The organism is uncultured Selenomonas sp. (genome assembly GCF_963528755.1).
GTDB lineage: Bacteria > Bacillota > Negativicutes > Selenomonadales > Selenomonadaceae > Selenomonas.
On sequence record NZ_CAURXA010000005.1, the window covers coordinates 112,182 to 134,307 of the forward strand.

17 protein-coding genes and 1 riboswitch are annotated in these 22,126 nt (G+C 58.8%); of the genes, 14 read left to right on the plus strand and 3 right to left on the minus strand.

The window, feature by feature from the left end:
* The first annotated feature begins 47 nt into the window (after nt 1–47).
* Together RWS31_RS07375 and holA are read left to right on the plus strand one after the other, a co-directional pair.
* Nucleotides 48–989, plus strand: coding sequence for a 2-hydroxyacid dehydrogenase (locus tag RWS31_RS07375; protein WP_314597161.1), 942 nt, complete (start codon nt 48–50; stop codon nt 987–989).
* A gap of 91 nt (nt 990–1,080) precedes the next feature.
* A complete protein-coding gene (holA, locus tag RWS31_RS07380; RefSeq protein WP_314597163.1) occupies nt 1,081–2,145 on the plus strand; it encodes a DNA polymerase III subunit delta in 1,065 nt (354 codons plus the stop codon).
* 42 nt (nt 2,146–2,187) lie between these two features.
* Here the strand turns inward: holA and RWS31_RS07385 are convergent, their stop codons facing one another.
* A complete protein-coding gene (locus tag RWS31_RS07385) occupies nt 2,188–3,117 on the minus strand; it encodes a hypothetical protein (protein WP_314597166.1) in 930 nt (309 codons plus the stop codon).
* 244 nt (nt 3,118–3,361) lie between these two features.
* Between RWS31_RS07385 and RWS31_RS07390 the strand changes: the two genes are divergently transcribed.
* Nucleotides 3,362–4,003 (plus strand): HAD-IB family phosphatase, encoded by a 642-nt coding sequence (locus tag RWS31_RS07390; RefSeq protein WP_314597168.1) that lies wholly within the window; start codon nt 3,362–3,364, stop codon nt 4,001–4,003.
* Here RWS31_RS07390 and mutY read toward each other — a convergent pair whose 3' ends face one another.
* Nucleotides 4,004–5,221, minus strand: a complete 1,218-nt coding sequence (mutY, locus tag RWS31_RS07395) for an A/G-specific adenine glycosylase (RefSeq protein ID WP_314597170.1) — start codon at nt 5,219–5,221, stop codon at nt 4,004–4,006. It abuts the gene before it with no gap.
* 54 nt (nt 5,222–5,275) lie between these two features.
* A complete protein-coding gene (locus RWS31_RS07400; RefSeq protein ID WP_314597172.1) occupies nt 5,276–5,668 on the minus strand; it encodes a C-GCAxxG-C-C family protein in 393 nt (130 codons plus the stop codon).
* 164 nt (nt 5,669–5,832) lie between these two features.
* Between RWS31_RS07400 and pth the strand changes: the two genes are divergently transcribed.
* The 11 genes from pth (at nt 5,833) to RWS31_RS07455 (ending at nt 22,113) form a co-directional block, all read left to right on the plus strand.
* Nucleotides 5,833–6,489 carry an aminoacyl-tRNA hydrolase gene (pth, locus tag RWS31_RS07405; protein WP_314597174.1) on the plus strand — a complete coding sequence of 219 codons (657 nt, stop codon included), beginning with the start codon at nt 5,833–5,835 and terminating at the stop codon, nt 6,487–6,489.
* Nucleotides 6,486–7,724 carry a radical SAM protein gene (locus tag RWS31_RS07410; RefSeq protein ID WP_314597176.1) on the plus strand — a complete coding sequence of 413 codons (1,239 nt, stop codon included), beginning with the start codon at nt 6,486–6,488 and terminating at the stop codon, nt 7,722–7,724. Before pth ends, RWS31_RS07410 begins: the two co-directional genes overlap by 4 nt.
* 82 nt (nt 7,725–7,806) lie before the next feature.
* Nucleotides 7,807–7,987, plus strand: a riboswitch (cobalamin riboswitch).
* Nucleotides 7,988–8,154: 167 nt separating this feature from the next.
* Nucleotides 8,155–10,140 (plus strand): TonB-dependent receptor, encoded by a 1,986-nt coding sequence (locus tag RWS31_RS07415; RefSeq protein ID WP_314597178.1) that lies wholly within the window; start codon nt 8,155–8,157, stop codon nt 10,138–10,140.
* Entirely contained in the window at nt 10,124–11,122 is a 999-nt protein-coding gene (locus RWS31_RS07420) for an ABC transporter substrate-binding protein (protein ID WP_314597180.1), read from the plus strand. The genes RWS31_RS07415 and RWS31_RS07420 overlap by 17 nt, the downstream gene beginning before the upstream one ends.
* Before the next feature lie 36 nt (nt 11,123–11,158).
* The gene (locus RWS31_RS07425; RefSeq protein WP_314597183.1) at nt 11,159–12,205 is read left to right on the plus strand and encodes a radical SAM/SPASM domain-containing protein; all 1,047 of its coding nucleotides are present in this window, start codon (nt 11,159–11,161) and stop codon (nt 12,203–12,205) included.
* A complete protein-coding gene (locus RWS31_RS07430; RefSeq protein WP_314597185.1) occupies nt 12,195–13,205 on the plus strand; it encodes an ABC transporter substrate-binding protein in 1,011 nt (336 codons plus the stop codon). Before RWS31_RS07425 ends, RWS31_RS07430 begins: the two co-directional genes overlap by 11 nt.
* A gap of 47 nt (nt 13,206–13,252) precedes the next feature.
* The gene (locus RWS31_RS07435; protein ID WP_314597187.1) at nt 13,253–14,272 is read left to right on the plus strand and encodes an AAA family ATPase; all 1,020 of its coding nucleotides are present in this window, start codon (nt 13,253–13,255) and stop codon (nt 14,270–14,272) included.
* 10 nt (nt 14,273–14,282) lie between these two features.
* Nucleotides 14,283–16,259 (plus strand): VWA domain-containing protein, encoded by a 1,977-nt coding sequence (locus tag RWS31_RS07440; RefSeq protein WP_314597189.1) that lies wholly within the window; start codon nt 14,283–14,285, stop codon nt 16,257–16,259.
* A 27-nt stretch (nt 16,260–16,286) separates the two neighbouring features.
* Nucleotides 16,287–17,393, plus strand: a complete 1,107-nt coding sequence (locus tag RWS31_RS07445; RefSeq protein ID WP_314597190.1) for an adenosylcobinamide amidohydrolase — start codon at nt 16,287–16,289, stop codon at nt 17,391–17,393.
* A gap of 33 nt (nt 17,394–17,426) precedes the next feature.
* The gene (gene cobN / locus RWS31_RS07450; RefSeq protein ID WP_314597192.1) at nt 17,427–21,119 is read left to right on the plus strand and encodes a cobaltochelatase subunit CobN; all 3,693 of its coding nucleotides are present in this window, start codon (nt 17,427–17,429) and stop codon (nt 21,117–21,119) included.
* Entirely contained in the window at nt 21,112–22,113 is a 1,002-nt protein-coding gene (locus RWS31_RS07455; protein ID WP_314597194.1) for an ABC transporter substrate-binding protein, read from the plus strand. The genes cobN and RWS31_RS07455 overlap by 8 nt, the downstream gene beginning before the upstream one ends.
* Nucleotides 22,114–22,126 lie beyond the last annotated feature (13 nt).

Below are 22,126 nucleotides of genomic sequence, written 5' to 3' on the forward strand. Positions count from 1 at the left end.
GGGGAGGCATCCAAACATTCTTGTCATTCAAGAAAGGGAGGATTCGCATGAAACTCGTAATCACGGAGCCGCTGGGAATCTCGGAGGCGCAGGCGGAGGCGCTGAAAAAGGAGTATCTGCCGCAAGACCTTGAGATGGTCTACTGCAATACGCCGCCGCAGGACGACGCGGAAAAGGCGGCGCGCGCCAAGGGGGCGGAGCTTGTCATGCTCGCGAACATGCCGTTCAAGGAAAACGTCCTGCAGGAGCTTTCGGACGTCAAGTTCCTGAGCGTCGCCTTCACGGGCGTCGACCATGTGGCGATGGACTACTGCAAGGCGCATGGCATCGTCGTTTCCAACTGCTCGGGCTACGCCAATGAGGCGGTCAGCGAGCTTGCCATCGGCCTGGCACTCGGACTCTACCGCAAGATGCTTGCCTCAGATGAGGCGGTGCGTGCGGGCAAGACGCGCGCCGGTCTCCTCGGCATCGAGCTTTCGGGCAAGAAGTTCGGCGTCGTCGGCGCAGGCGCCATCGGCAGGCGCACGATCGCGCTCGCGCAGGCGTTCGGCTGTGAGGTGTACTACTACAACCGCAAGGAAGCGAAGATCGACGGGGCGAAGTATGTGAGTCTCGACGAGCTGATGGAAGTCTCGGACATCGTTTCGCTGCATGTGCCGCTGACGGCGGAGACGAAGGGTCTGATCGGCGAGAAAGAGATTGCCAAGATGAAGAAGACGGCGATCCTCATCAACACGGCGCGCGGCCCCGTCGTCGACAGCAAGGCTCTGGCAGACGCCCTCAAGGAAGGTCGCATCGCGGGGGCGGGCATCGACGTCTTCGAGGGCGAGCCGCCGATCGCGGGCGATCATCCGCTGCTTCATACACCGAACGTCATTCTCGCACCGCACGTCGGCTTTGCGACGCAGGAGGCGATGGAAAAGCGTGCCGTCATCGCCTTCAAAAATGTGCAGGCGTACCTTGCGGGCAAGCCGCAGAATGTGATGTAAGGGCGCAGATTTTTAGCAGATTTTTATAGGAAGCGTGCAGAAGCTATGGCTTTTTTGCCATAGCTTCTGTTTTGACGGATGGGGTGAGGCGTTGAAGTACGGGCCGTTCATGGCGGCGCTCCGCAAGGGAGAGCCGAAGCATGTCTACCTGCTCGCGGGCGAGGAGCATTACTATATCGAGAAGGCGAAGGCGGCGATCTTAGAGCGCCTCTTTCCCGCAGGCGAGGGCCTGCAGGACACTCTGGAAGAAGCCGCGCCCGACATGGATGCCGATGCGCTTATCGGCCTCTTGGAAATGGTGCCGTTCTTCGTGCCCAAGCATGTCGTGCTCGTGCAGGACAGTCCGTTTTTTCGCGAGAAGAAGCGGACGGCAGCGGACGGCGAGGATGCGAAGGCAGCGAAAGGGAAGAAGGGCGGCGTGGACAAGAAGGAAGAGCGTCTCCTGCATCTTCTGGCCGATATGCCCGACTACGCCTATGTGATCTTCCTCTGCGCGGGCAAGGCGGACAAGCGGCGCAAGGCGTACAAGGCGGTTGAGGCGGCGGGCGCGGTGCTCGATGCCGATGCCGTGCGCCCGTGGGAGATCGGCGATTGGCTCGCGGGAAAGCTCGCCGAGATTCACAGGGAGTTTGATCGCGAGGCGCATGCGTATTTCATGGGCGCCGTTTCCATGATGCATGAAGTCTCGCTCTCGTATCTCGACAAGGAGTTTGAAAAGCTCGCGCTCTATACTGCGGAGAAGCGCATCGGCAGGGCGGAGCTTGCCGCTGTATTCTCAGGGCTGCCCGAGGTATCGTCGTTTGCGATGCTGGACGCGGTGAGCGAGAAGGACGTGAAAAAGGCTCTGACCCTCCTGCGCCGTCAGACGGCGGACGGCGTGTATGCGCCCGTGCTGCTTGCCCTGATGGTGCGCCATGTGCGCCAGTTGTGGCAGGCGAAGCTCCTTCTGGCGCAAGGCGTGCGCGGCAAGGCATTGGGGCCTTCGATGAAGCTCAATCCCTTCATCGCGGAGAAGCTGGGACGCGCGAGCATGAAGTTCTCCGAGCCTGTTTTGAAGCGGGCGATGCTATCGCTCATCGACGCTGACTATCTGCTCAAGACAGGGCGGGGCGGCGTGGAACTGCTGGAAGATGCCGTGATCTCGCTGTGCAGTTGATAAATGAAAAGCCGCCCCATGCGCGGGGCGGCTTTTCCTCTGTCAAGTTTCGCTGTCGAACGACTGCATCGGTGCACCCTTGCGGGGTTTCGGCAGGTTACGGTAGGCACGTGAAGCGCTGAAGAAGCGCGTGGCTACTGTCATGCTGGCAGGGTCGAGGTTTTCGACGGAGCGCTCTGCTGTGCTCGTGAGTTCCCGATATTTCGCCGTTTGCGTGAATTTCGCCCATGCTGCTTGCAGAGCGCGCGCCATGATGAATTCGATACCCGTCGTGTCCTCGGGTTGCTGCACGAAGGCGGAACTCGTCTTGGGCGGCGGAGCGCTGCCCGTACGCTTTTCGCGTACTGCAGCGGGGGCGGCAGCTGCAGAATGCGCAGGCTGCTGGTTTACGGCGGTTTTCATCGTCGTTGAGGTTTTTGCAGTGGTCGTGCTCGACGCGCTCGTTGCATCGAGCTTCCAGCGCGTGCGCGGCTTCGGAGCACCGAACGAATCGCGGGCAGGGGAAGTCTTTGCCGATGCCCTCGTATCGGCGGAAGGCGTGCGCGCAGACGCTTCCTCTGCCGCTTCCTTTTGACGTGCGGCGTTCCCAGCTTCATTCACGAGGCCGCTTGCGATGAGGAAGGCTTCGCTCGCCTCCTCCTTTGAGGCCGCGGCTTCGAGCTTTTCTACGAGCGCCTCGCGCGCGTCCTGCGCGGCTCGCGCCTTGGTGTAAAGTCCCGTATCGGAGCGCTTCAAAAAACGCATCTCGTCCGCCATGAGTTCGTCGCCGTTCAAAAGCTTCTGCTGAATGATGCGGCGCATGGCGCGGCTCGCGCCATCGAGCTCTTCTGCCTGCGGCTCGTCGTCTGCAGTGCCGGCGTCCTGCGGCGCACGGTTCTTGAGCACTTGCCTTGCTTTGCCGCTGTAATCGATCTTCATGCCGATGTTCTTTTGCTTCACATAGGCGCTGACTTTGTCGCTCTCGTCAAACATGCCGAAATCCCTCCTGCAGCCGATTTCTTCCTGCGATCAATATATAGGCTTATTATACCATGGAGACATATATCTGTAAACGTTTAGGCATACATTCTCTGCCTGTCAGACGGCTGCCTTTGCGTGGGAATCGGTTTTGCTAAAGACTTGCTATGACATAGCGCTGATACATATTCCCTTGCTTTTCCGTGCGCGATAGCTTAACATGGAAAGGCAATATGAGAAAGGGGCGGGAGACGGAGTCATGACAAAGTTTATTTTCGATCTCGACGGAACGATTACGAAGGAAGAGACGCTTCCTGTTATTGCCAAACATTTTTCGATGGAAGAAGAGATTGAAGAGCTTACGCGGCAGACAGTCATGGGACATGTCCCTTTTGTCGAATCATTCATTCGGCGCGTCGTCCTTCTTGGGAAGCTGCCGATCGATGAGATTGATGCACTTTTGGCGGGGGTGGAACTTCATGAGCCGATCGTGAAGTTCATTCGGAAGAATCGTGCGCATTGCGCTATCGCTACGGGAAATCTTTCGTGCTGGGTCGCGAAACTCGTCGCACGAATTGGCTGCGAAGCCTACTGCTCCGAGGGAAAGATAGAGAACAACCGAGTGGTAGAGCTTATGAATATCATAAAGAAAGAAACCGTCGTTGAAAAATATCGTGCCGCAGGGCATCGCGTCGTCTTCATCGGCGATGGTCATAATGATGTGGAGGCGATGCGTGCCGCGGACATTGCCATCGCCTCGGGATTGACGCATGAGCCGGCGCAGAGCGTCCTTTCTGTGGCGGACTGTCTTGTACGGAATGAGGTAGAACTGTGCAGCCGGCTGAATCAGCTGCTGGTAAATATTGTAGAGCCGCGAAAGCAGGATGTTTTGCCGAAATAATCAGGAAGACGTCCCGTCCGGTGCTTGAAGATAAGGAAAGTAGCTGCGGTAGGCGGCAGGCACGCTGTAAATGTCGGCGATTTCCTGTGCCGTCGCCCAGAGAAGCGGCGGCGTTTTTGTCTGAGTATCGTAGGGAGCGGTGGCTTCGTGGAGGCGCAGGGAGGCAGGGCGTGCATTGGCCTCGACGACTTCGGTTGAAGCAGGCGAGGATTTCGTCGCAGCGGATGGTTCATCGCTCGACGTTTCCGCCAGTTCGACGTGCCAGCCGACTATTTGCCATGTGATATGGGAGAAGATGTGCTGTGCGGCGGGGAGCGCGTGAAGTTTTGCGGGGATAAGTCCGAGGGCTTGCAGCGCCTTCGCCGCCTCGTTCTTTTTAAGATGGCCTTCCATGGCAGGAAAGCCCCAAAGTCCTGCGAGAAGCCCGTGTGCGGGACGCTTTTCGAGGGCGATTTTACCGTTTTTCGCCAGCAGGAAGATCGTAAGTTTTTCCGTACGCCGCCTTTTGGGCGGCGTTTTTTGGGGCAATTCCGCCTGAAGATTGGCTTCCTTGGCGAGACATAGGCGTTCAAGCGGACAGGAGGGACAGCGTGCGGCGCCGCGCGGCAGACAGACGAGGGCGCCGAGCTCCATCAAGGCTTGGTTGAAGTCGCCAGCATTTTCGGGCAGATGCGCGATCAGTGCTTCCTCGACAGCGCGCTTCGTGCTCTCCTTCAAGATGTCAGCCGGGCAGGCGAGGAGGCGCATGATGACACGCAGCACATTGCCGTCAACGGCAGGACGGCGCTCGCCGAAGGCGATGGAGGCGACGGCGCCTGCTGTGTAGCGGCCGATGCCGGGCAAAGCGAGCAGGTCGTCGAAGCGCGCGGGAATCTCGCCGCCATGGTCGCTGCAGATGAGACGCGCGGCAGATTGCAGGTGGCGCGCGCGGCTGTAGTAGCCGAGACCTTCCCAGAGCTTCATCAGCGTGTCTTCGTCGGCTCGGGCGAGAGCTCGTACGTCAGGCAGCGCGGCGACGAAGCGTTCGAAGTACGGTTTGACAGCCTCGACGCGCGTCTGCTGCAGCATGATCTCGGACACCCACACGCGGTACGGCGTAGGTTCTTCACGCCACGGCAGTGCGCGCTTCTCGCTATGAAACCAGCGCAAGAGAGGCGCGGCGATCGCGTCAAGCGTTTCTATGTTTTTCAAGATATTTTCCTGCGGCTTTTTTGCCATCGAAATCTCCTTTGGTCATGGTGCTGCGCTGGGATACGGATGAGCGGCATAGGGTCACTTTGTCTCAGTCAGAAGTGTCGCGAGCTTTTGACACATGTCAAAAACAAGCCCGTCGCAGTTTTCCTTGCGTGTGACGCCTTTTTCTTCGGTGGCGGCGAGAAGACATCGGCAGTCCGTCGTGCCGTGGGCGGCGAGGAAGTCGTCGACGAGCTTCTTCGCCGTTTCCTTATCCTTGCCCGCTTTGCCGAGGATCATCAGCGCGGCGGTCAGCGTGCCGCAGGCAGAGCCATGCATCATGCCCGCGCCGAAGAAGGCGCCGAGAGCGTCAGCTGCTTCCTTTTCCATGCCGATTTCGGCGGCGAAGGGCACGAGGAGCGACTGCGCGCAGTTGTAGTGACGGCCGCCCGGCTCCTGTCGCAGAAGTTTTGCTTCTTCAAGGTGGTTCATGGATGTGTTCCTCCTTTATGATGAATGCTTTCCTTTATTCTACCCGCTTTTTACCTCGTGCGCAAAGGTTGTTTTGACAAGGCGCATTTCGTGCGATAGAATCGTGTTAGCAGACTTGCCGCAATGTTTTGCGGGGAGATTCCAGAAACGTTCGGAGGAATACGATGAAGATCATTGCTGGCCTCGGAAATCCTGGGGCGGAGTATGCACGTACGAAGCACAATGTCGGCTTCATGCTTGTCGACGCCTTGGCTGAAAGACTTGGCGTCGATGCTTGGCGTGAGAAGTTCAACGCGCTTACAGCCGAAGGGCGCATCGGCGCGCAGAAGGTGCTGCTCGTCAAGCCTTTGACCTACATGAATGAGAGCGGACGCGCGGTAGGCCCTCTGCTCGATTGGTACAAGCTCGCGCCAGAGGATTTGATCGTCGCGCATGACGACATGGACATCGCGGCGGGCACGATCCGTCTGCGGCGCAAGGGAAGCGCGGGCGGTCATAACGGCATTAAGTCGCTTCTCGCGCACATCGGTTCGGCGGACTTCTCGCGCGTTCGCATTGGCATTGGGCGTCCTTTGCCCGGTTGGACGGTAGTCAGGCATGTGCTTGCGCCTTTTCCCGCAGACGACGCGCCGAAGATTCAAGAGGCGATTTCTTATTTATTGCCCGCCGTCGAGTGCATCGTGACGGATGGAATCGACATGGCGATGAACCGCTACAACCCGCGCAAGAAAAAGGCGGCAAAGCAGGAAGCGCAGGAGAGGGAAAGTGCGGAGAAAAGCAGCGCTGTACCGCAGGCCGAGAGGCAGGAGGGCGAAGCATGAAGGCGGAAATACGTGCGCTTTACGCCGATGAGGACGGGGCGATCTTCGATGCGCCGGGCATCGCGGGACTGGGGCGCTCGGGTGATACACTCGTGCCGCTTGCGCCTGCCGACCTCATTCCTCTGCCCGAGTCGGCGGACTTGATGTTCCTGCCCGAGCGCGCGGCGATGGGAATGACGGCGGCTGGCGAGATGCTGCCTCTGGCGGGACGCGCCGTCGCCGCCATCCTGCCTGCGGGCTATACGCGGCTCTTTCTGCCTGCCTTTCAGCGCGAGGAGAGGGCCGAAAGACTCGCTCTCTACGGCTACACAGCGGTCGTGCTCTACAAGGACGATCTCTATGCGGCGGCTCTCTACACGGATGAGAATATGAAGTGGGATCCCGTATACTACAATACGCGAGAACTCAAGAAACTCGTGCGCCGCGTTGAAAAGGATCTGCCGGGCAATCGCATCGTCGAACAGGTGGCGGGCTGCTCCTTGAAGTGGCACTGCTGCACAGCGCAGAATCTCTTCTACCGTCGCTGGGAAGCGGGCATACCGACGTCGCCCGTCTGCAATGCGAACTGCTTCGGCTGCATCTCCCTGCAGCCCGCTGAGTGCTGTCCTTCGCCGCAGAGCCGCATCGCGTTCCGTCCGACGCCCGAGGAAATTGCGCAGGTCGGCATCTATCACCTTTCGACCGCGCCCGACGCCATCGTGAGTTTTGGGCAGGGCTGTGAGGGTGAGCCGTCGCTTGCGGCGGATGCGATCGCGGCAGCCGAGCGCCTGATTCGCGCTGAGACGAAGCGCGGGCAGATCAATATCAACACGAATGCCGGCTATACCGAGGGCATCCGAAAGATCGTCGACGCCGGTCTTGATTCCATGCGTGTGAGCATCATCAGCGCCATCGAGGAGAGCTATGCGGCCTACTACCGCAGCAATTACACGCTCGCCGATGTCAAGGAGTCGATCCGCTACGCGCTTTCGCACGGCGTGTACGTGTCTCTCAACATGCTCTTCTTCCCAGGTTTCAACGACCGCGCCGAAGAACTTGAAGCGTGGCGCAGCTTCTTTCGCGAGCTGCCCGTCAACATGGTGCAGGTGCGCAACCTCAATGTTGACCCCGATGCCTTCCTCGAAGTCATGCCCGAGGCGCAGGGCGAGGCAGTCGGTGCGAGGGAGTTTTTGGAACGACTCAAGAAGGAGTTTCCGACGCTCGTCATTGGCAGTTTTAGCCACTATGTTGAATAGGGAATTTTTCGCAAAGAGAATGATTCCTATCGAATTTCTATGCTTGACATAGAAATAAATCAATGCTATTCTTTTATAGGAATTTTATATCGTTGGATCAGGTGTCGCAAGACTTAATAGGGAATTCGGTAGAAGCCGGAGCGGTCCCGCCACTGTAGCAGCGAGCAACCCTGCAAGGAATGTCACTGGGGCGAATGCCTTGGGAAGGCGCAGGGGAGCGATGAACTGGAGCCAGGAGAACTGCCTGATGGACAATCGCCATTTGACCTGCGAGTGATGGGAAGGGGATTAAGGAAGCGCCGTTTGGCGTTTCTTCGGCTGCACGAACATAATCCTCCCGGCGAAACTGCCGGGAATTTTTTTGCGCCGCCCTTATGCGCCTTTTCTGCTTTGCAGGAGGGGCGCTTTATTTTGGGAAAGGGTGATGTAGATGAAAGGCAAGAAACATCTGACATGGGCGGTGCTCGCGGCAGTTGCGGGCATGAGCTTTGCGGGCGAGGCGTATGCGACGGAAAATGCGGCGGCAGGAAAGGCGGCAGCGAAAACGACGCAGGTGCAGGAACAAGGTGCGGAAACTGCAGAAAGCGGCGGCCATGATTTGCCTGATACGCTCGTGACGGCGCAGCGCAGGCGGAAGAGCGATCTCGATACGCCTGCGACGACGACGATCATCACAGCGAAGGATATTGAAAAAGCGGGCTATCGCAACGTATTCGAGGCGATCGACCAGCAGATCGGCTCGACGAGCACATCCTACGGCGAGGCAGGACAGGATTTTGGTCTTGCAGCCGGGCGCATCACATTGCGCGGCTATGACAGGGGCACGCTCGTCATGGTCAACGGCGTGCCGATGAATCTCAAGAACTATCCGAGTACGGAAAATATACCCGCCGCGATGGTCGAGCGCATCGAGATCGTCAAAGGTGCGGCATCGACGCTCTACGGTGCCAATGCAATGGGTGGTGTTGTCAATATTATTTTGAAAAAACCGAAGGCGGACGAATCTGAATTTCAGGTTAGTCAGACGGTTGGAAATTATTTCAAGAAGAGTGAAGCGTTTTATGCAGGAGATCGCATTTTCGTTGATGTGAGTCGCGAGTGGTCAAAGAATATTCCACATTCTAATGGGTTTGGTCTCCATAAGATTTCTTGGGTTGATTGGTGGGTCGGCAAGGGCAAAAAAGATCGTATTGCGGTAATGGCACAGATTACAGATGAGTTGTCGCTCAACTATAATTACATGGACGCTGAAATCACTCGCGGCGGAACTCGCTATAAGAAGGGCGCTGGGGGCACATCCCTTGTCTTAGAGGGAACAAGATATAGTTATCGTCATAATGATTATCGACACAATGCAAGTCTTGTCTATCAGGGAAAAGACAATGGTGTCCACGCTGTTCTCGGCTATGCTTACCGCAAGGTGTGGGGATACGATTTTATTGCAGATAAAGCGTCGGCATCCAATGCGACGCTGGATGGTGAAATCTTTGATGTGCAAAAGAATTGGAAGATTGACGCCGATTCACTTGTCGTGGGGTATTCCTATAAGCGAGAAGCGATTGATACTCCTGCTAAGAAACGCAGCGCCGTACGTACTGGAAATTCTCTCTACGCCTCCTACAGCAAACAATTCACGCCGCGGTTCAATTTTACGCTTGGTTTGCGTGGTGAATGGATTAATGATCCTGTAAAGGATCAGCAGGTATTCACACCTCAGTTCCAAACGGATTATAAGTTTGACCGCAATACGGCATGGTACATCAATATTGGCAAGGCCTTCCAGATGCCGACCGTTGATGACAGTTTTAGTTATACCCATTACAATCCTTTGGGTTTGAAGCCAGAGAGCGGCTGGACTTACGAGACGGGAATCAAGATTCGTCGTGGGAATGATATGTGGAAAGCTGCTATTTATCATATGGATATGAAGAATAAGATTGGCTGGGCGAGAGATCCCGTAACATTGGAGAATTATCCTATCAATAAGGGGAATTTCAGGAATACAGGAATCGAGATTGAATATACAAAACGGTTTAATGACATGTGGAAACTCACCCTTGGTGGGAGTGTATCGAATCCGGAAGTTCAAGATCCGAGTACCGTAAAAAAGGAATGGGTACAGGATGCAGCGCGTCTTGAGGGATTGGTGCGTCTTGATTATCAGATGAAAAAGTGGCAGGGCAATCTAAATCTCAAGTATCTTGGTGATCGTGAATATACTGCGCAAAGATATGGTGCAGCACAGGATGTACCCAGTAAACTGCAGCTCAATATGAATATCATCTATACGGCGGGCAAGAACGATACCGTAACGCTCGGCGTTTACAACCTCTTGGACAGGGAAAACTACTCGAATCGCTACGGCAACCTTGATCTGCCGCTGAACTTCCGCCTGACCTATGCGCATACGTTCTGACATCGTGCGGCGCAGCGGTGCGCTGTTGCTTCTTTTTGCCGCGAGTTTCTTCCTCTGCGCCTGTGCGCGAGGAGGAACGGCGGCAGAAGAGGAAGAGGGCGAGTTTTTCCGCGGCGTCGATGATATGGGGACGGAGATCGTGCTGCACGAGAAGCCGCAGCGCATCGTGTCGCTCAATCTCGGCACGGATGAAATCCTGCTCGCGCTCGCGCCGCCCGAACAGATTGCGGCGCTTTCATCCTACGTGGATGATGCGGGGCTTTCGTGCATGGCAGAGGCGGCGAAAGCCGTACCCGTGAAGCTGCACGACAAGAGTCCCGAGCGCGTGCTCGCACAGCATCCTGACCTTGTGCTTACAACGGACAGTGTGCCGAAGGAGCTCGTGGCGAGTATGCGCGATCTGGGTCTGACGGTCTTTGTTTCCAAAACGCCCAAGAGCATCGAGGCGGTTTTTCCACGCATTGAGTCCATCGGCAAGGTGATCGGCAGGGAAGAAGAAGCGGCGGCCTTGACTGGAAGGCTGCATAAACGCTTGGCGGATGTGATGCGGCGCACGGCGGACATTCCCGAAGATGAGAGGCCGATTGTCGTCGCCTTCGCCTTCAGCGGCGTCTTCGGGCGGCGCGACGACCTCTTCGACGACATGTGCCGCCATGCCGCGCTCAGAAACGGCGCGGCGATGGCGGGTCTCACGAAGGACAACAGCATATCCATGGAGCAGGTCGTCGCGCTCGATCCCGACGTGTTCCTGCTGCCGTCGTGGAGCGGCGAGGGAGAAAAGACGGAAGAATTCCGTGAGAAATTGCGCAATGACCCGTTGTTCAAGCATGTAAAGGCGGTGCGCGAGAATCGCCTCTACTGCGTGCCCGATACGTACCGCTACAGCGCCTCGCAAAATGCCGTTGAAGCCGTCTATGTGCTGGCAAAGACCGTCTATTCCGAACGTTTTGCCGATGAAGGCGGCGCGAATGCAGGAAATTGATGCTTGATGTGCAAGCGTGCAGGAAGGGGGCGTGCGATGGGACTGAAGATGCTGGTGCTGAGCTTGACGGGAGACTGCAACCTCGCCTGTCGCTATTGCTATGCAAGCGGTCAGGCGAGGCACACGATGGCATGGGAAACGGCGCGGCGGGTTGTCGATCTGGCTGCCTCCTGCGGTGAGCCGTTCCTCCTGCAGTTTTCGGGCGGCGAGCCTCTGCTCGCATTGCCGCTCCTTGCGCGTATCGCCGCCTATGTACGCGATCATCGCATCGAATCGCGCATGGCTGTTCAGACGAACGGCACGCTGCTGACGGAAGAGGCGGTGAACATCCTATGCGATTCCAACATAGGCATTGGCGTTAGCCTCGACGGCAGACCTGCGCTGCATGATCGCCAAAGGCAATATTCAGATGGCAGAGGTTCCGCCGCTGACGTGGCGGCGGGTATCGAGCGCCTTGCGCGGCGCGGCATTGGCATCGGCTTGACGTGCGTCGTGACAGCGGAGAATGTCCACAGCCTGACCGATGTCGTCGATATGGCCTATTACTTCGGCAACGTGTATCGCTTGGGCTTTGATCTCCTGCGTGCGCAGGGGCGCGGCACGAACGCCGCTTTGCCGCGAGAAAGCGATATGGCAGCGGCGATGTGCGAGGTTTTCGCTCGGCGCGAGGCGCTTTATCGCTTGACGGGACGCCGCCTCGCCATATCGCAGGAGGAGCAGGCGAGAAGCCTCGCAGGGCGCGGCGGGAGCGGCTTTTCCCACTGCCATGCGATGAACGGCGAAGGTGTCCACGTCGACATCGATGGCGGCATCTACGCGTGCTCCTCTTTCGTCGGTGATGAGCGCTTCTTCCTAGGCGCTGTTATGCAGGGAGTGAATTTGCGTCGGCAGCAGGAAGTATCTGCTAAGATGCAGCGAAGTATGATTTTTTGCCGGCGATGTCCCGATTTCCGCGCCTGCGGAGGCGGCTGTTTCGCGCGCTGGCTGGGAATGGAACAAGAAGAGCCGTGCGCGGCGGAATGTGCGTTGAAGAGGGCTGCAGTATCGGCAGTTTTCGGAAAGGAAGGATACCGTGCAGAGTAAGGTCTTCATGCAATCGTCGCTCATCGTTGTCGTCGTTTTGCTGCTTTTTCTGACAACATCGTGCGGCGGCGAAAAGAATGTGGAGGAGCAGTCTGCGAATTCTTCGACATCGTATTCGGTGACGGACATCACGGGGCGCACGATACATTTCGACGCTCCGCCGCAGCGCATCGTCACTTTGTCGGCGACCTTGGATCAGATCGTTCTCAGCGTCGTGCCGCCTGAAAGGCTTGTCGCCGTTCATTCGAGCATGAAGGAATCCGTCAATTCCAATATGGTGGAGCTCGCTTCGCAAATACCTGAGACGATACGTCAGCCGAGCGTAGAATACATCGTCTCCCTTCATCCCGACGTGGTTCTTGTTGCAGATTGGCAGTATATGGAGCTTGCCGATCCGCTGCGCGATGCAGGACTCAAGGTCGTCATCGGCAGGGGCCCGCATAATCTCGCAGAGGTCAAGGATCTCGTGCGCCTTGCGACGGAAACCATCGGGGAGAAGAGAAGGGGTGAAATCCTGCTCAAGAAGATGGATGAAAAGCTGGCGGAGATCAAGACTAAGGTCGACGCCATTCCACAGGAGAAGAGGAAGAGCGTCGTGTTCCTCTCGCTCATGCCCACGTACGGCGGCAAGGGATCGAGCTTCGACGACGCCTGTCACTATGCGGGCGTCATCAACGGCGTTTCCGCCTACGGACTGCGCAACGGGCAGGAAGTGACGAAGGAAGTGATTCTATCGATCAATCCCGACATACTGTTTTTGCCCGATTATCCATGGAAGGGGCAGGCATGGCTCGACGAGTTCATTCGCAGCTATACGGAAGATCCGGCTCTTCAGACGCTCAAGGCGCTCAAAACTCACAGCCTGGTGAAGCCTCGCTCGTCCTTCCTCTACAACTGCTCGCAGGACTTTGTCTACGGCGTGCAGGAAATCGCCTACAGGGTTTATGGCGATGAATTTTATCTGCCTGATAATGCGCATATTTCGGCAGTCGATGAGTGAATGTGCCGAAAGATAGATTCCAAAATCTGGAGAGAGGGAAAACCTGTATGATGAAAAGGACGTATCCCTTTTCTGCCATCGTGGGGCAGGAAGAGATGAAGAAGGCGCTTTTGCTCAATATCGTCATGCCGTCCTTGGGCGGCGTGCTGATCAAGGGCGAGAAGGGGACGGCGAAGTCGACCGCCGTCCGCGCCGCCGCTGAGCTGCTGCCCGCCATGCGGGCGGTGGCGGGCTGTGCGTGCCGCTGCGATCCTGCGGCGCCGGAGTTTTTTTGCGACGATTGCCGCAGAAAGGCTGCTGCGGGCGCACGCATGAAGGAAGAGAGCGTTCCCATGCGCGTCGTGGAGCTTCCCGTCAGTGCGACGGAGGATCGCGTCGTGGGCACGCTCGATATCGAGGCGGCGATCCGGCATGGCAGGAAGGAGTTTGAGGCGGGCATCCTCGCGGAGGCGAACCGCAGCATTCTCTATGTCGATGAAATCAATTTGCTTGACGATCACATCGTCGATATCCTGCTCGACTCGGCGGCGATGGGGGTCAATACGGTGGAGCGCGAGGGCATTTCCTATGCGCATCCGGCGCGGTTCGTGCTCGTGGGCACGATGAATCCCGAAGAGGGCGACATACGCCCGCAGCTGCTCGACCGGTTCGCCCTTTCGGTGACGGTGACGGGCGAGCGCGAGGCGAAGGATCGCATCGAGGTGGTGAAGAGGCGCATCGCTTATGAGCAGGATGCGGAGGGCTTTGCCGCTTCCTACAGGGAGCAGCAGGAAGCATTGCGCGAGAGGATCGAAAGGGCGCGTGCTCTCCTCAAAAGCGTCGCCGTGGCAGATGGAATGCTGGAAAAGGCGGCGCACATCTCGCTCGCGCTCGGCGTTGACGGGCATCGCGCCGACATCACGCTCATCAAGGCGGCGATGGCGAATGCCGCCTTCTCGGGGCGCACGGAGGTCGCAAAGGAAGATATGAAGGCCGTCAGCCGCCTCGTGCTCGCGCATCGTCTGCGCCGCCGCCCCTTCGAGGAGGGCGAGGTCGACTGGTCTGCCGTGGATGATGTACTGGCTTGAGGAGATGGGCATGGAATATCCGCGCTATCCGTTTACCGCTGTCGTCGGTCAGGAGCAGGCAAAGAAGGGGCTTCTTCTCGCGCTCGTGAATCCGCGCATGGGCGGCTTGCTCATTTCAGGCAAACGCGGCACAGCGAAGTCCGTCCTTGTGCGTGCAGCAGCGCCGTTCACGCCGACGGGGAGTCTCGTCGAACTGCCGCTCGGCGCGACGGACGACATGGTTTTCGGCAGTCTCGATGTGGATGCGGCTGTGCGGGACGGCGAGCGTCGCCTGCGCCATGGTCTCCTGCATCGCGCGGCGCATACGCTCATTTACATGGACGAGGTGAATCTCCTGCGCGAGGAGGTCTTGAAGTCTGTCTTAGAGAGCGCGTCGGCGGGGATGTTTTCCTTGGAGCGCGACGGCGTATCGGCGGTCGAGGAGATAAGCTGTCTGCCTGTCGGGACGATGGATCCCGCAGAAGGCGTGCTCTCGCCCGCGCTGCTCGACAGCTTCGGCATGTTCGCGGCGATGGATGATGTGGAAGAGACGGAGCAGCGTGCCGAGATCGCGCGGCGCGTGCTCGCCTTTGAACGTGCGCCAAAAGCTTTCTGCCGCGCGTATGCGCAGCAGGAAGCCGAGCTGCAGCAGAAGGCGGCACGAGCGCGAGAGATGCTTCCTGCTGTGGAAGTTTCCCATGCCATCCTGCATCTCGCCGCGCAGTACGCCGCACGCGCCCTTTGCGTGGGAAATCGCGCCGAAATCTATCTCGTGGAAGCGGCACGCGCCTTGGCGGCGCTCGCCGGGCGCATCTATGTGATGCCGCAGGACATCGAGGAGGCGGCGCTCTTCGTGCTCGCGCATCGCATGAGCCGAAAAAAGGAGCAGCGCGAAGAGAGAAGCAGACAGCAGAAAGAGCCGCAGGAACAGGAACAACCACAGGAACAACCGCAGGAATCGCAAGCTGAGCCACAGGAAGAGTCGGAAGATGAGGCGGAGGATGCGCCGCAGGAGGAGCGTCCGGACGATGCTTTGACGAGAGATGCGACGGGCGGCGAATCGAAAGAACAGGAAGATGATAGAGGAGAAGCGCAGGAAGAAGCGGCGCAGACCGATGCGGAGCGAACGCCGCCTGCGGACGGCGATTCGGGCGGCGAAGACACGGATGAGACGCACTCTATAGAAGCGGTTATGGCGCGGCTTTCTCTCCTGCGTGAGACGGTGTGCGGGAGGAAGGGCAAGAGCGGCAGACGGACAATCATGCAGCTTGACGTGCCGGCGGGACGTCCTTGGCGCACATCGCTGCCGCGCCGCGGACGGCGCATCGACCTCGCCTTTGCCGCTACGCTTCGTGCGGCGGCGCCCTATCAACGGCAGCGGCATGGCGAGCAGGCCGTCGTCATACGCGCCGAGGATTTGCGCGTGTGGATCCGAGCGCGTCGTGCCGCCGCGAACATCCTCTTCCTCGTCGATGCGAGCGGCTCTATGGGTGCGAAGGAGCGCATGAAGATGGTGAAGGGCGCGGTGCTCGCCCTCCTGCGCGAAGCGTACCAAAAGCGTGACCGCGTGGGACTGATTGCCTTTCGCCGCACGAGCGCCGAGATGCTCTTGCCGATGACACGGAGCGTGGAGCTGGCGGAAAAGGAACTGCGCTCTTTGCCGACGGGCGGCAAGACGCCGCTCGCGGAAGGGCTTGCCGCCGCGCTCAAGATGATGGATGAGCTTGCTCGCAAAGAAGGCGCAGAAACGGTGCTCGTGCTTGTGACAGACGGCAGGACGAATGTTTCTGCGGCGGGGAAGGCGAAGGAGGAGGCGCTGCGCGCAGCGGAGGAGATCGCGCGAAGAGACACGCACTGCATCGTGCTCGATACGGAGAAGAGCTTTCCGAAGGTGGGACTGGCGCCTGAGATCGCGCAGCGCATGAATGCGGGCTATGCCACGCTGGAGCGCCTTTGTGCCGAAGGCGTATTGGAAGTCGTGCGGCGTTTTCGCGATATGCAAGAGTGATGGTGCGTGATGGAGGGGCAAGAGCAGATGGAATTGGCAAGACTGACGACGGGCGACGTCGCTTATCGCTATGACAAGAGCATCGTTTTGGTTTTCAGCGGGCGGCGCAAGGTGCTGAGCACTTCGCTTTACAACGGCGGCTACCATGAGGATTTCGAGGCGGTGTTCAACCGCGATATGACGCAGGGATCGGGAATGCCCTGCGAGTCCTTTGCACCGACGTACGTCGAGAGCATGAAGATCGTGGCGGAGCGGCTTGGTCTTGCGCCAGAATTGACCTCGGGCATGGGTACGGCGGCGCACATGGAAAACGCCTCCATCGTGTCGCGAAGCTACAAGGAACTGACCGTGACGGCGATCGTAACGGGTGGCGTGGAAACGAACGGCGGGCGCGTCGGCGATCCTGCGTCTTACTACAAGATGGCGGAGAAGAAATGCGGCACGATCAACATCATGCTCGTCATCGACGCCGATCTGCCGCCTGGCATCCTCGCGCGTGCCCTCGTGACCTGCACGGAAGCGAAGACGGCGGCGCTGCAGGAACTCATGGCGCCGAGCCGCTATTCCACGGGACTCGCCACGGGCTCGGGCACGGATCAGACGATCGTCATCGCCAACAGCGAGTCGCTGCTCTTCTTCGAGGGCGCAGGAAAACATTCCAAGCTCGGCGAGCTCATCGGACTTGCCGTCATGGCGGCGGTCAAGGAAGCGCTCAAGAAGCAGTCGGGTCTTACGCCCGCGCAGCAGCACGATCTGCTGCGCCGCCTGCGCCGCTTCGGCGTCACGGAAGAAGCGCTGTGGCAGCGATATAAGGAAGTGGCGGGCGCCGATGCCTTAATTAAGGCGCAATTCATCGCAGCTTTGGAAAAAATGACCGCCGTGCCGGCGCTCTTCCCCTTGGGCGTGCTCTTCATCCATCTCTATGATGAGCATCTCTGGGGACTGCTGGAAAAGGAGGAGACTTGGGAAGCAGCCGAAAAGCTGCTGAAAGAGATGGCGGCAGCGCTTTGCCTGAAGACGCAGGAGGGCGTGCTCATGCAGGAAGACTATATGGAGTCCCTTGCGATGCTTCTCGTGCGTGCCGTCGTCGAGCGTGCGGCTCGGACAGTTTCGGAAGCAAACGGATGCAGATGATGCATGAACAGTGAACACGAGAGGTGCAGCAAAATGAAGATCGCAGTCTATACGAATATTCAGCGCGTCTTTGCGCTCGTCCATCACGTGCAGGAAGCGTGCATGTCGGCAGTTCCCTCGCTGGCGATTGCCGTCCGCCTGGCGGATGGCATGGATTCGTGGCGCGAGGCGCAGGAGAAGGCCGATGTCACACTGTTCCTGTGGATGGGCACAGGGCTGGACAATCCCTTCTTGCAGCAGGCGTCGCGCACTTTGCAGAAGAGCCGTGCGCCGCATTTGATTCTCGTGGACAATGCCGAGCATGATAAGGTCAGCTATGGCTTCTCGGCAGAGGAAATCGCTCTCGCTTGGCAGTATTTCCGCTACGACGGCGAGGAGAATATGAAAAATTTCCTGCTGCATCTTGCCAAAAAGTTCGGACTTTCTGCTGAGCCGGAGCCGCCGCGCGCGCTGCCTTGGCACGGCATATACCATCCCGATTGGCACGACGATTGCCAGGACATTGAGGGATATCGTGCCGCGCATTGCCGTGACGGCCGGCGGACGGTCGGCGTCATCTTCTATCGTTCGGAGTGGATCGCGGGGGACTTCACCTATCACACGGCCTTGATTCGTGCGATCGAGGCGCAGGGACTCAATGCCGTCGCGGTCTTTTCCAATTCGTATCGCGACGAGCGCGTGGAGTCGCCGACGCTCTTTGATGCCATGAAGCGATACTTCTGCTGCGAGGGGAAGACCGTCGTCGACGCCATTATCACGACGATGAAGTTTTCCATCAAGGCGGGCGGCACGCGCATCGAAGATCTCTATGCGCTCGGCGTGCCGCTTCTTGAAGCGTACACGGTGCTTGCTCCCAAGGAAGAATGGGAAAGGTCGCCTGCAGGTCTCGACCCGATGGAGGTGTCCTTCAGCGTCTGTATGCCGGAGTTCGACGGCGTCATTCATGCCGTGCCGATTGCGGCGAAGGTACTCGATGAGATGGGAACGCCTCGCTATGCGCCGCTTGAGGAGCGCATGGAGCGTCTGGCTAGGAAGGCGAAAAAGTGGGCGAGTCTGCGCCATAAGGCGAACGAGGAGAAGAAGATCGCCATCGTCTTTCACAACTATCCGCCGACGAATGCGAATATCGGCAGTGCGGCGGGGCTTGACTCGCCCGAGAGCGTGCGCCGCTTGCTCGCGAGGATGCGCGAGGCGGGCTATCACGTCGATTTTGTGCCGGAGAGCAGCCAAGAGCTCATGGATATTCTTACGAATCACGCGACGAATGACCGCCGCTTCATGAGTGAGGAGCAGGTAAAGAATGCCGATGGACAACTTACGGCGGCGCAGTATGAAAGATTCTTCAAGGCGCTGCCGCAAAAGGTCAAGGAACATCTGAGAAAGGATTGGGGCGAAGAGCCGGGCGAGGTGTTCAACTACGACGGTACGCTGCTCGTGCCCGGCACGCTCAACGGCAATGTCTTTCTCACGGTGCAGCCGCCGCGCGGCTTCGGCGAGGATCCGGGCAAGCTGCTGCATTCGCCCGACGCCGCGCCCACGCATCACTACATCGGATTTTATCACTGGCTGCGCGATCTGTGGCAAGCGGACGCCGTCGTCCACGTCGGCACGCACGGCTCGTTGGAGTGGCTGCCGGGAAAGAGCACAGCGCTCTCAAACGAATGCTATCCCGACGTCTCGCTCGGCGATCTGCCCGACGTATATCCCTACTGGATCACGATTGTCGGTGAGGGCATACAGGCAAAGCGCCGCGGCGCAGCGTGCCTCATCAGCCATCTTTCGCCGCCGATGCAGCTTGCGGGCGCTTTCGACGAGCTGCAGGAGCTTGAGCAGGCGCTCGACGAGTACGTTCATTTCCGTGCGGCGCAGCCCGACAATCTGGCAGCGGTACAGGAAATCGTGCGCGAGAAGGCGGCGCTCTGCCATTTCGAGGATTCTATCGAGGAAGGCGAGGACTTCGACGCCTATGTCGCTGCTCTGCACAATTATGTGACGGACATCAAGAACATGCAGATCCGCACGGGACTTCATATCCTCGGGCAAGTTCCAGAAGCCGAAAAACTCTTAGACCTCGTGCTTGCGCTCGTGCGCGTCGAGCATGGCGGCGAGCCGTCGCTCCTGCGCCTCATCGCCAAGGAAGAGGGCTACGATTACGAAGAGCTTTTGGAGCACAGCGAACGCATGACGGAGGACGGCATGACGTACGGCAGAAAGCTCGATGCGGTGGAAGACGTCATGCGCCTGCTTCTCGTGCGCCTCGCCGCGCGCGCCTACATGCCGCAGGCGGCGAGAGAAGTGTTGGCTTTGGAACCGTTCGCCTCGTACAGTGCAGCGGGCAGGGAAGGACTTCTGGCGGCGTTCGGCGAAGTTACGGAGAAGATCGTGCCGCGCCTCCTGCGCACGGAGGAGGAGCTGACGGGCACGCTCCGCGCCCTTTCGGGCGGCTACATCGAGCCGGGGCCGGCGGGAGCACCGACGACGAACGGCGCAGACGTCCTGCCGACGGGACGCAACTTCTACGGACTTGATCCGCGCTGTCTGCCGACACCTGCAGCGTGGGAGTACGGCAAGGAACTGGGCGATGCGCTCGTCGAGCAGTATATCAGCGAGGAGGGACGCTACCCGGAGGCGGTCGGCATCGTCTTCTGGGCAGGCTCGAATATGCGCAGTCATGGACAGTGCATCGCCGAGCTGTTCTATCTCATGGGCGTGCGCCCCGTCTGGCAGAGACCGTCGCAGCGCGTCGTCGGGCTTGAGGTCATCCCCCTCGCCAAGCTCAAGCGGCCGCGCATCGATGTGACGGCGCGTATTAGCGGTCTTTTCCGCGATGCCGTGCCGAACGCCATCCGCTGGGTCGACGAGGCTGTGAAGCTTGCAGCAGTGCAGGAGGAGAGCGAAGATGAAAATTTCGTGCGCAAGCACATCCTCGCGGACACGGCATGGCTCGAAGAGCAGGGCGAAGAGCATGCTCTCGCTTGGGAACGCGCCTCGTGCCGTATCTTCGGCGATCCGCCAGGCGCTTACGGCGCGGGCGTCGGCGACCTTTTGGAGTCGAAGGCATGGCAGACGCTCGACGATCTCGCGGCCGTCTACACGCGCTTTTCGGGCACGGCGTACGGCGCGGACGGCATGGCGCGCGGCTACGATCCCGAGCTTTTCCAGCGGCGCATGAAGGAACTTGATGTCACGGTCAAGAACGAGGACACGCGCGAGACGCACATGTTCAGCTCGGACGATTATAACGCCTACCACGGCGGCATGATTGCTACCGTGCGTGCACTCACGGGCAAGGCGCCGCGCTCTTACAGCGGCGATACGAGCGACCGTCAGCGCATCGTCGTGCGCACCGTCGCAGCAGAAGCCGAGCGGCTGTTCCGCGGCGAGGCGATGAATCCGAAATTCATCGAGGGCATGAAAGAGCATGGCTACAAGGGAGCTTCCGACCTTGCGAATTATCTCGCGCACAGCTATCAATGGGATGCGACGAGTGCCGTCATGGAGGATTGGATGTACGAAGGATATGCGCGCAAGTACGTGCTCGACGCGTCAATGCAGGAGTGGCTGCAGGAGGTCAATCCCTGGGCGCTGCACCGCATGGCGGAAACGCTCCTAGAGGCGGAGCAGCGCGGCTTGTGGAAAGCGCGTGAGGAGACGAAGGAGGAATTGCGCGAGCTGTTCCTCTCCATCGAGGGCGATCTGGAAGAGAGGGCGGAACAAATTGTATAAGACAAAGAAGTATCCGCGATTTGCCGCAGTTGTCGCATGCTCTGTGCTCCTTTTTGCGCTCTTTCTGACGGGCTGCATGGGCGAAAAGGAAGAGGCGTCGAGCGCATACCGCGTGACGGATGCGGAGGGAACTGTCGTCGAGATTCCGCATAAACCCCGGCGCATCTTGACGATCAGCGCGGGCACGGACGAAATGATGCTCGGTCTTGTCGAGCCGGAGCGCATGGCGGCGGTCAACGATTCGCTCGCGGACGAGAAGCATACGAATGTGCCGTGGGTGCGCGAGAAAATTCCTACGGTCATCACGCGCAGTCCCTCTGTCGAGCAGGTTGCCGCGCTTTCACCCGACCTCATCATCGTCACGCCGTGGCTTCCTCGCGAGAACGCTGATGCCATGCGCGAGCTTGGCGTGCCTGTCGTCGTCTGCCGTGCGGCGGCGACGATGGAGGACATCCATGCCAATATCCGCCTCTTTGCAGCAGCCGTCGATGAGAAGGAGCGCGGCGAACGACTGATCGCGAAGATGGAGGAAAAGCTCGCGGAGATCGAAGAGAAGATGAAGGATGTTCCCGAGGAAAAGAAGCACAAGAGCATCGTGCTCATCTCCATCATGCCCAACTACGGCGGCGCCGGCTGCACCTTCGACGAACTCTGCAGCCATACGGCGTCGATCAACGCAAAGGCTGCCGCAGGGAACCGCATGGGACAGGAGATGACGAAGGAGCAGCTCGTCGCGGCGAATCCCGACTACATCTTCCTGCCGAGTTACGAGGACGCGGAAACGCGTGAAGAGAATTACGGCAGACAGTACATGGAAGATCCGTCTCTTCAACAGATGACGGCCGTGCGGGAAAAGCAGATCGGCCATCCTTGGGCGCGTTACGTTTACAACATTTCACAGAACATCGTTTTCGGCGTGCAGGAGACGGCATGGATTCTCTACGGCGATGCTTTTCGTCAGTCGCGGCAGGAATTTCTCTCGGCGGTGGAGTAAAGAGGAAAGGCGG

Bases quoted from the DNA above. Each gene is read 5' to 3' on its own strand.
- RWS31_RS07375 (WP_314597161.1), top strand. From the start codon at position 48: ATGAAACTCGTAATCACGGAGCCGCTGGGAATCTCGGAGGCGCAGGCG.
- RWS31_RS07385 (WP_314597166.1), bottom strand. From the start codon at position 3,117: ATGTTTGACGAGAGCGACAAAGTCAGCGCCTATGTGAAGCAAAAGAAC.
- RWS31_RS07390 (WP_314597168.1), top strand. From the start codon at position 3,362: ATGACAAAGTTTATTTTCGATCTCGACGGAACGATTACGAAGGAAGAG.
- mutY (WP_314597170.1), bottom strand. From the start codon at position 5,221: ATGGCAAAAAAGCCGCAGGAAAATATCTTGAAAAACATAGAAACGCTT.
- RWS31_RS07400 (WP_314597172.1), bottom strand. From the start codon at position 5,668: ATGAACCACCTTGAAGAAGCAAAACTTCTGCGACAGGAGCCGGGCGGC.
- pth (WP_314597174.1), top strand. From the start codon at position 5,833: ATGAAGATCATTGCTGGCCTCGGAAATCCTGGGGCGGAGTATGCACGT.
- RWS31_RS07410 (WP_314597176.1), top strand. From the start codon at position 6,486: ATGAAGGCGGAAATACGTGCGCTTTACGCCGATGAGGACGGGGCGATC.
- RWS31_RS07415 (WP_314597178.1), top strand. From the start codon at position 8,155: ATGAAAGGCAAGAAACATCTGACATGGGCGGTGCTCGCGGCAGTTGCG.
- RWS31_RS07420 (WP_314597180.1), top strand. From the start codon at position 10,124: ATGCGCATACGTTCTGACATCGTGCGGCGCAGCGGTGCGCTGTTGCTT.
- RWS31_RS07425 (WP_314597183.1), top strand. From the start codon at position 11,159: ATGGGACTGAAGATGCTGGTGCTGAGCTTGACGGGAGACTGCAACCTC.
- RWS31_RS07435 (WP_314597187.1), top strand. From the start codon at position 13,253: ATGATGAAAAGGACGTATCCCTTTTCTGCCATCGTGGGGCAGGAAGAG.
- RWS31_RS07440 (WP_314597189.1), top strand. From the start codon at position 14,283: ATGGAATATCCGCGCTATCCGTTTACCGCTGTCGTCGGTCAGGAGCAG.
- RWS31_RS07445 (WP_314597190.1), top strand. From the start codon at position 16,287: ATGGAATTGGCAAGACTGACGACGGGCGACGTCGCTTATCGCTATGAC.
- cobN (WP_314597192.1), top strand. From the start codon at position 17,427: ATGAAGATCGCAGTCTATACGAATATTCAGCGCGTCTTTGCGCTCGTC.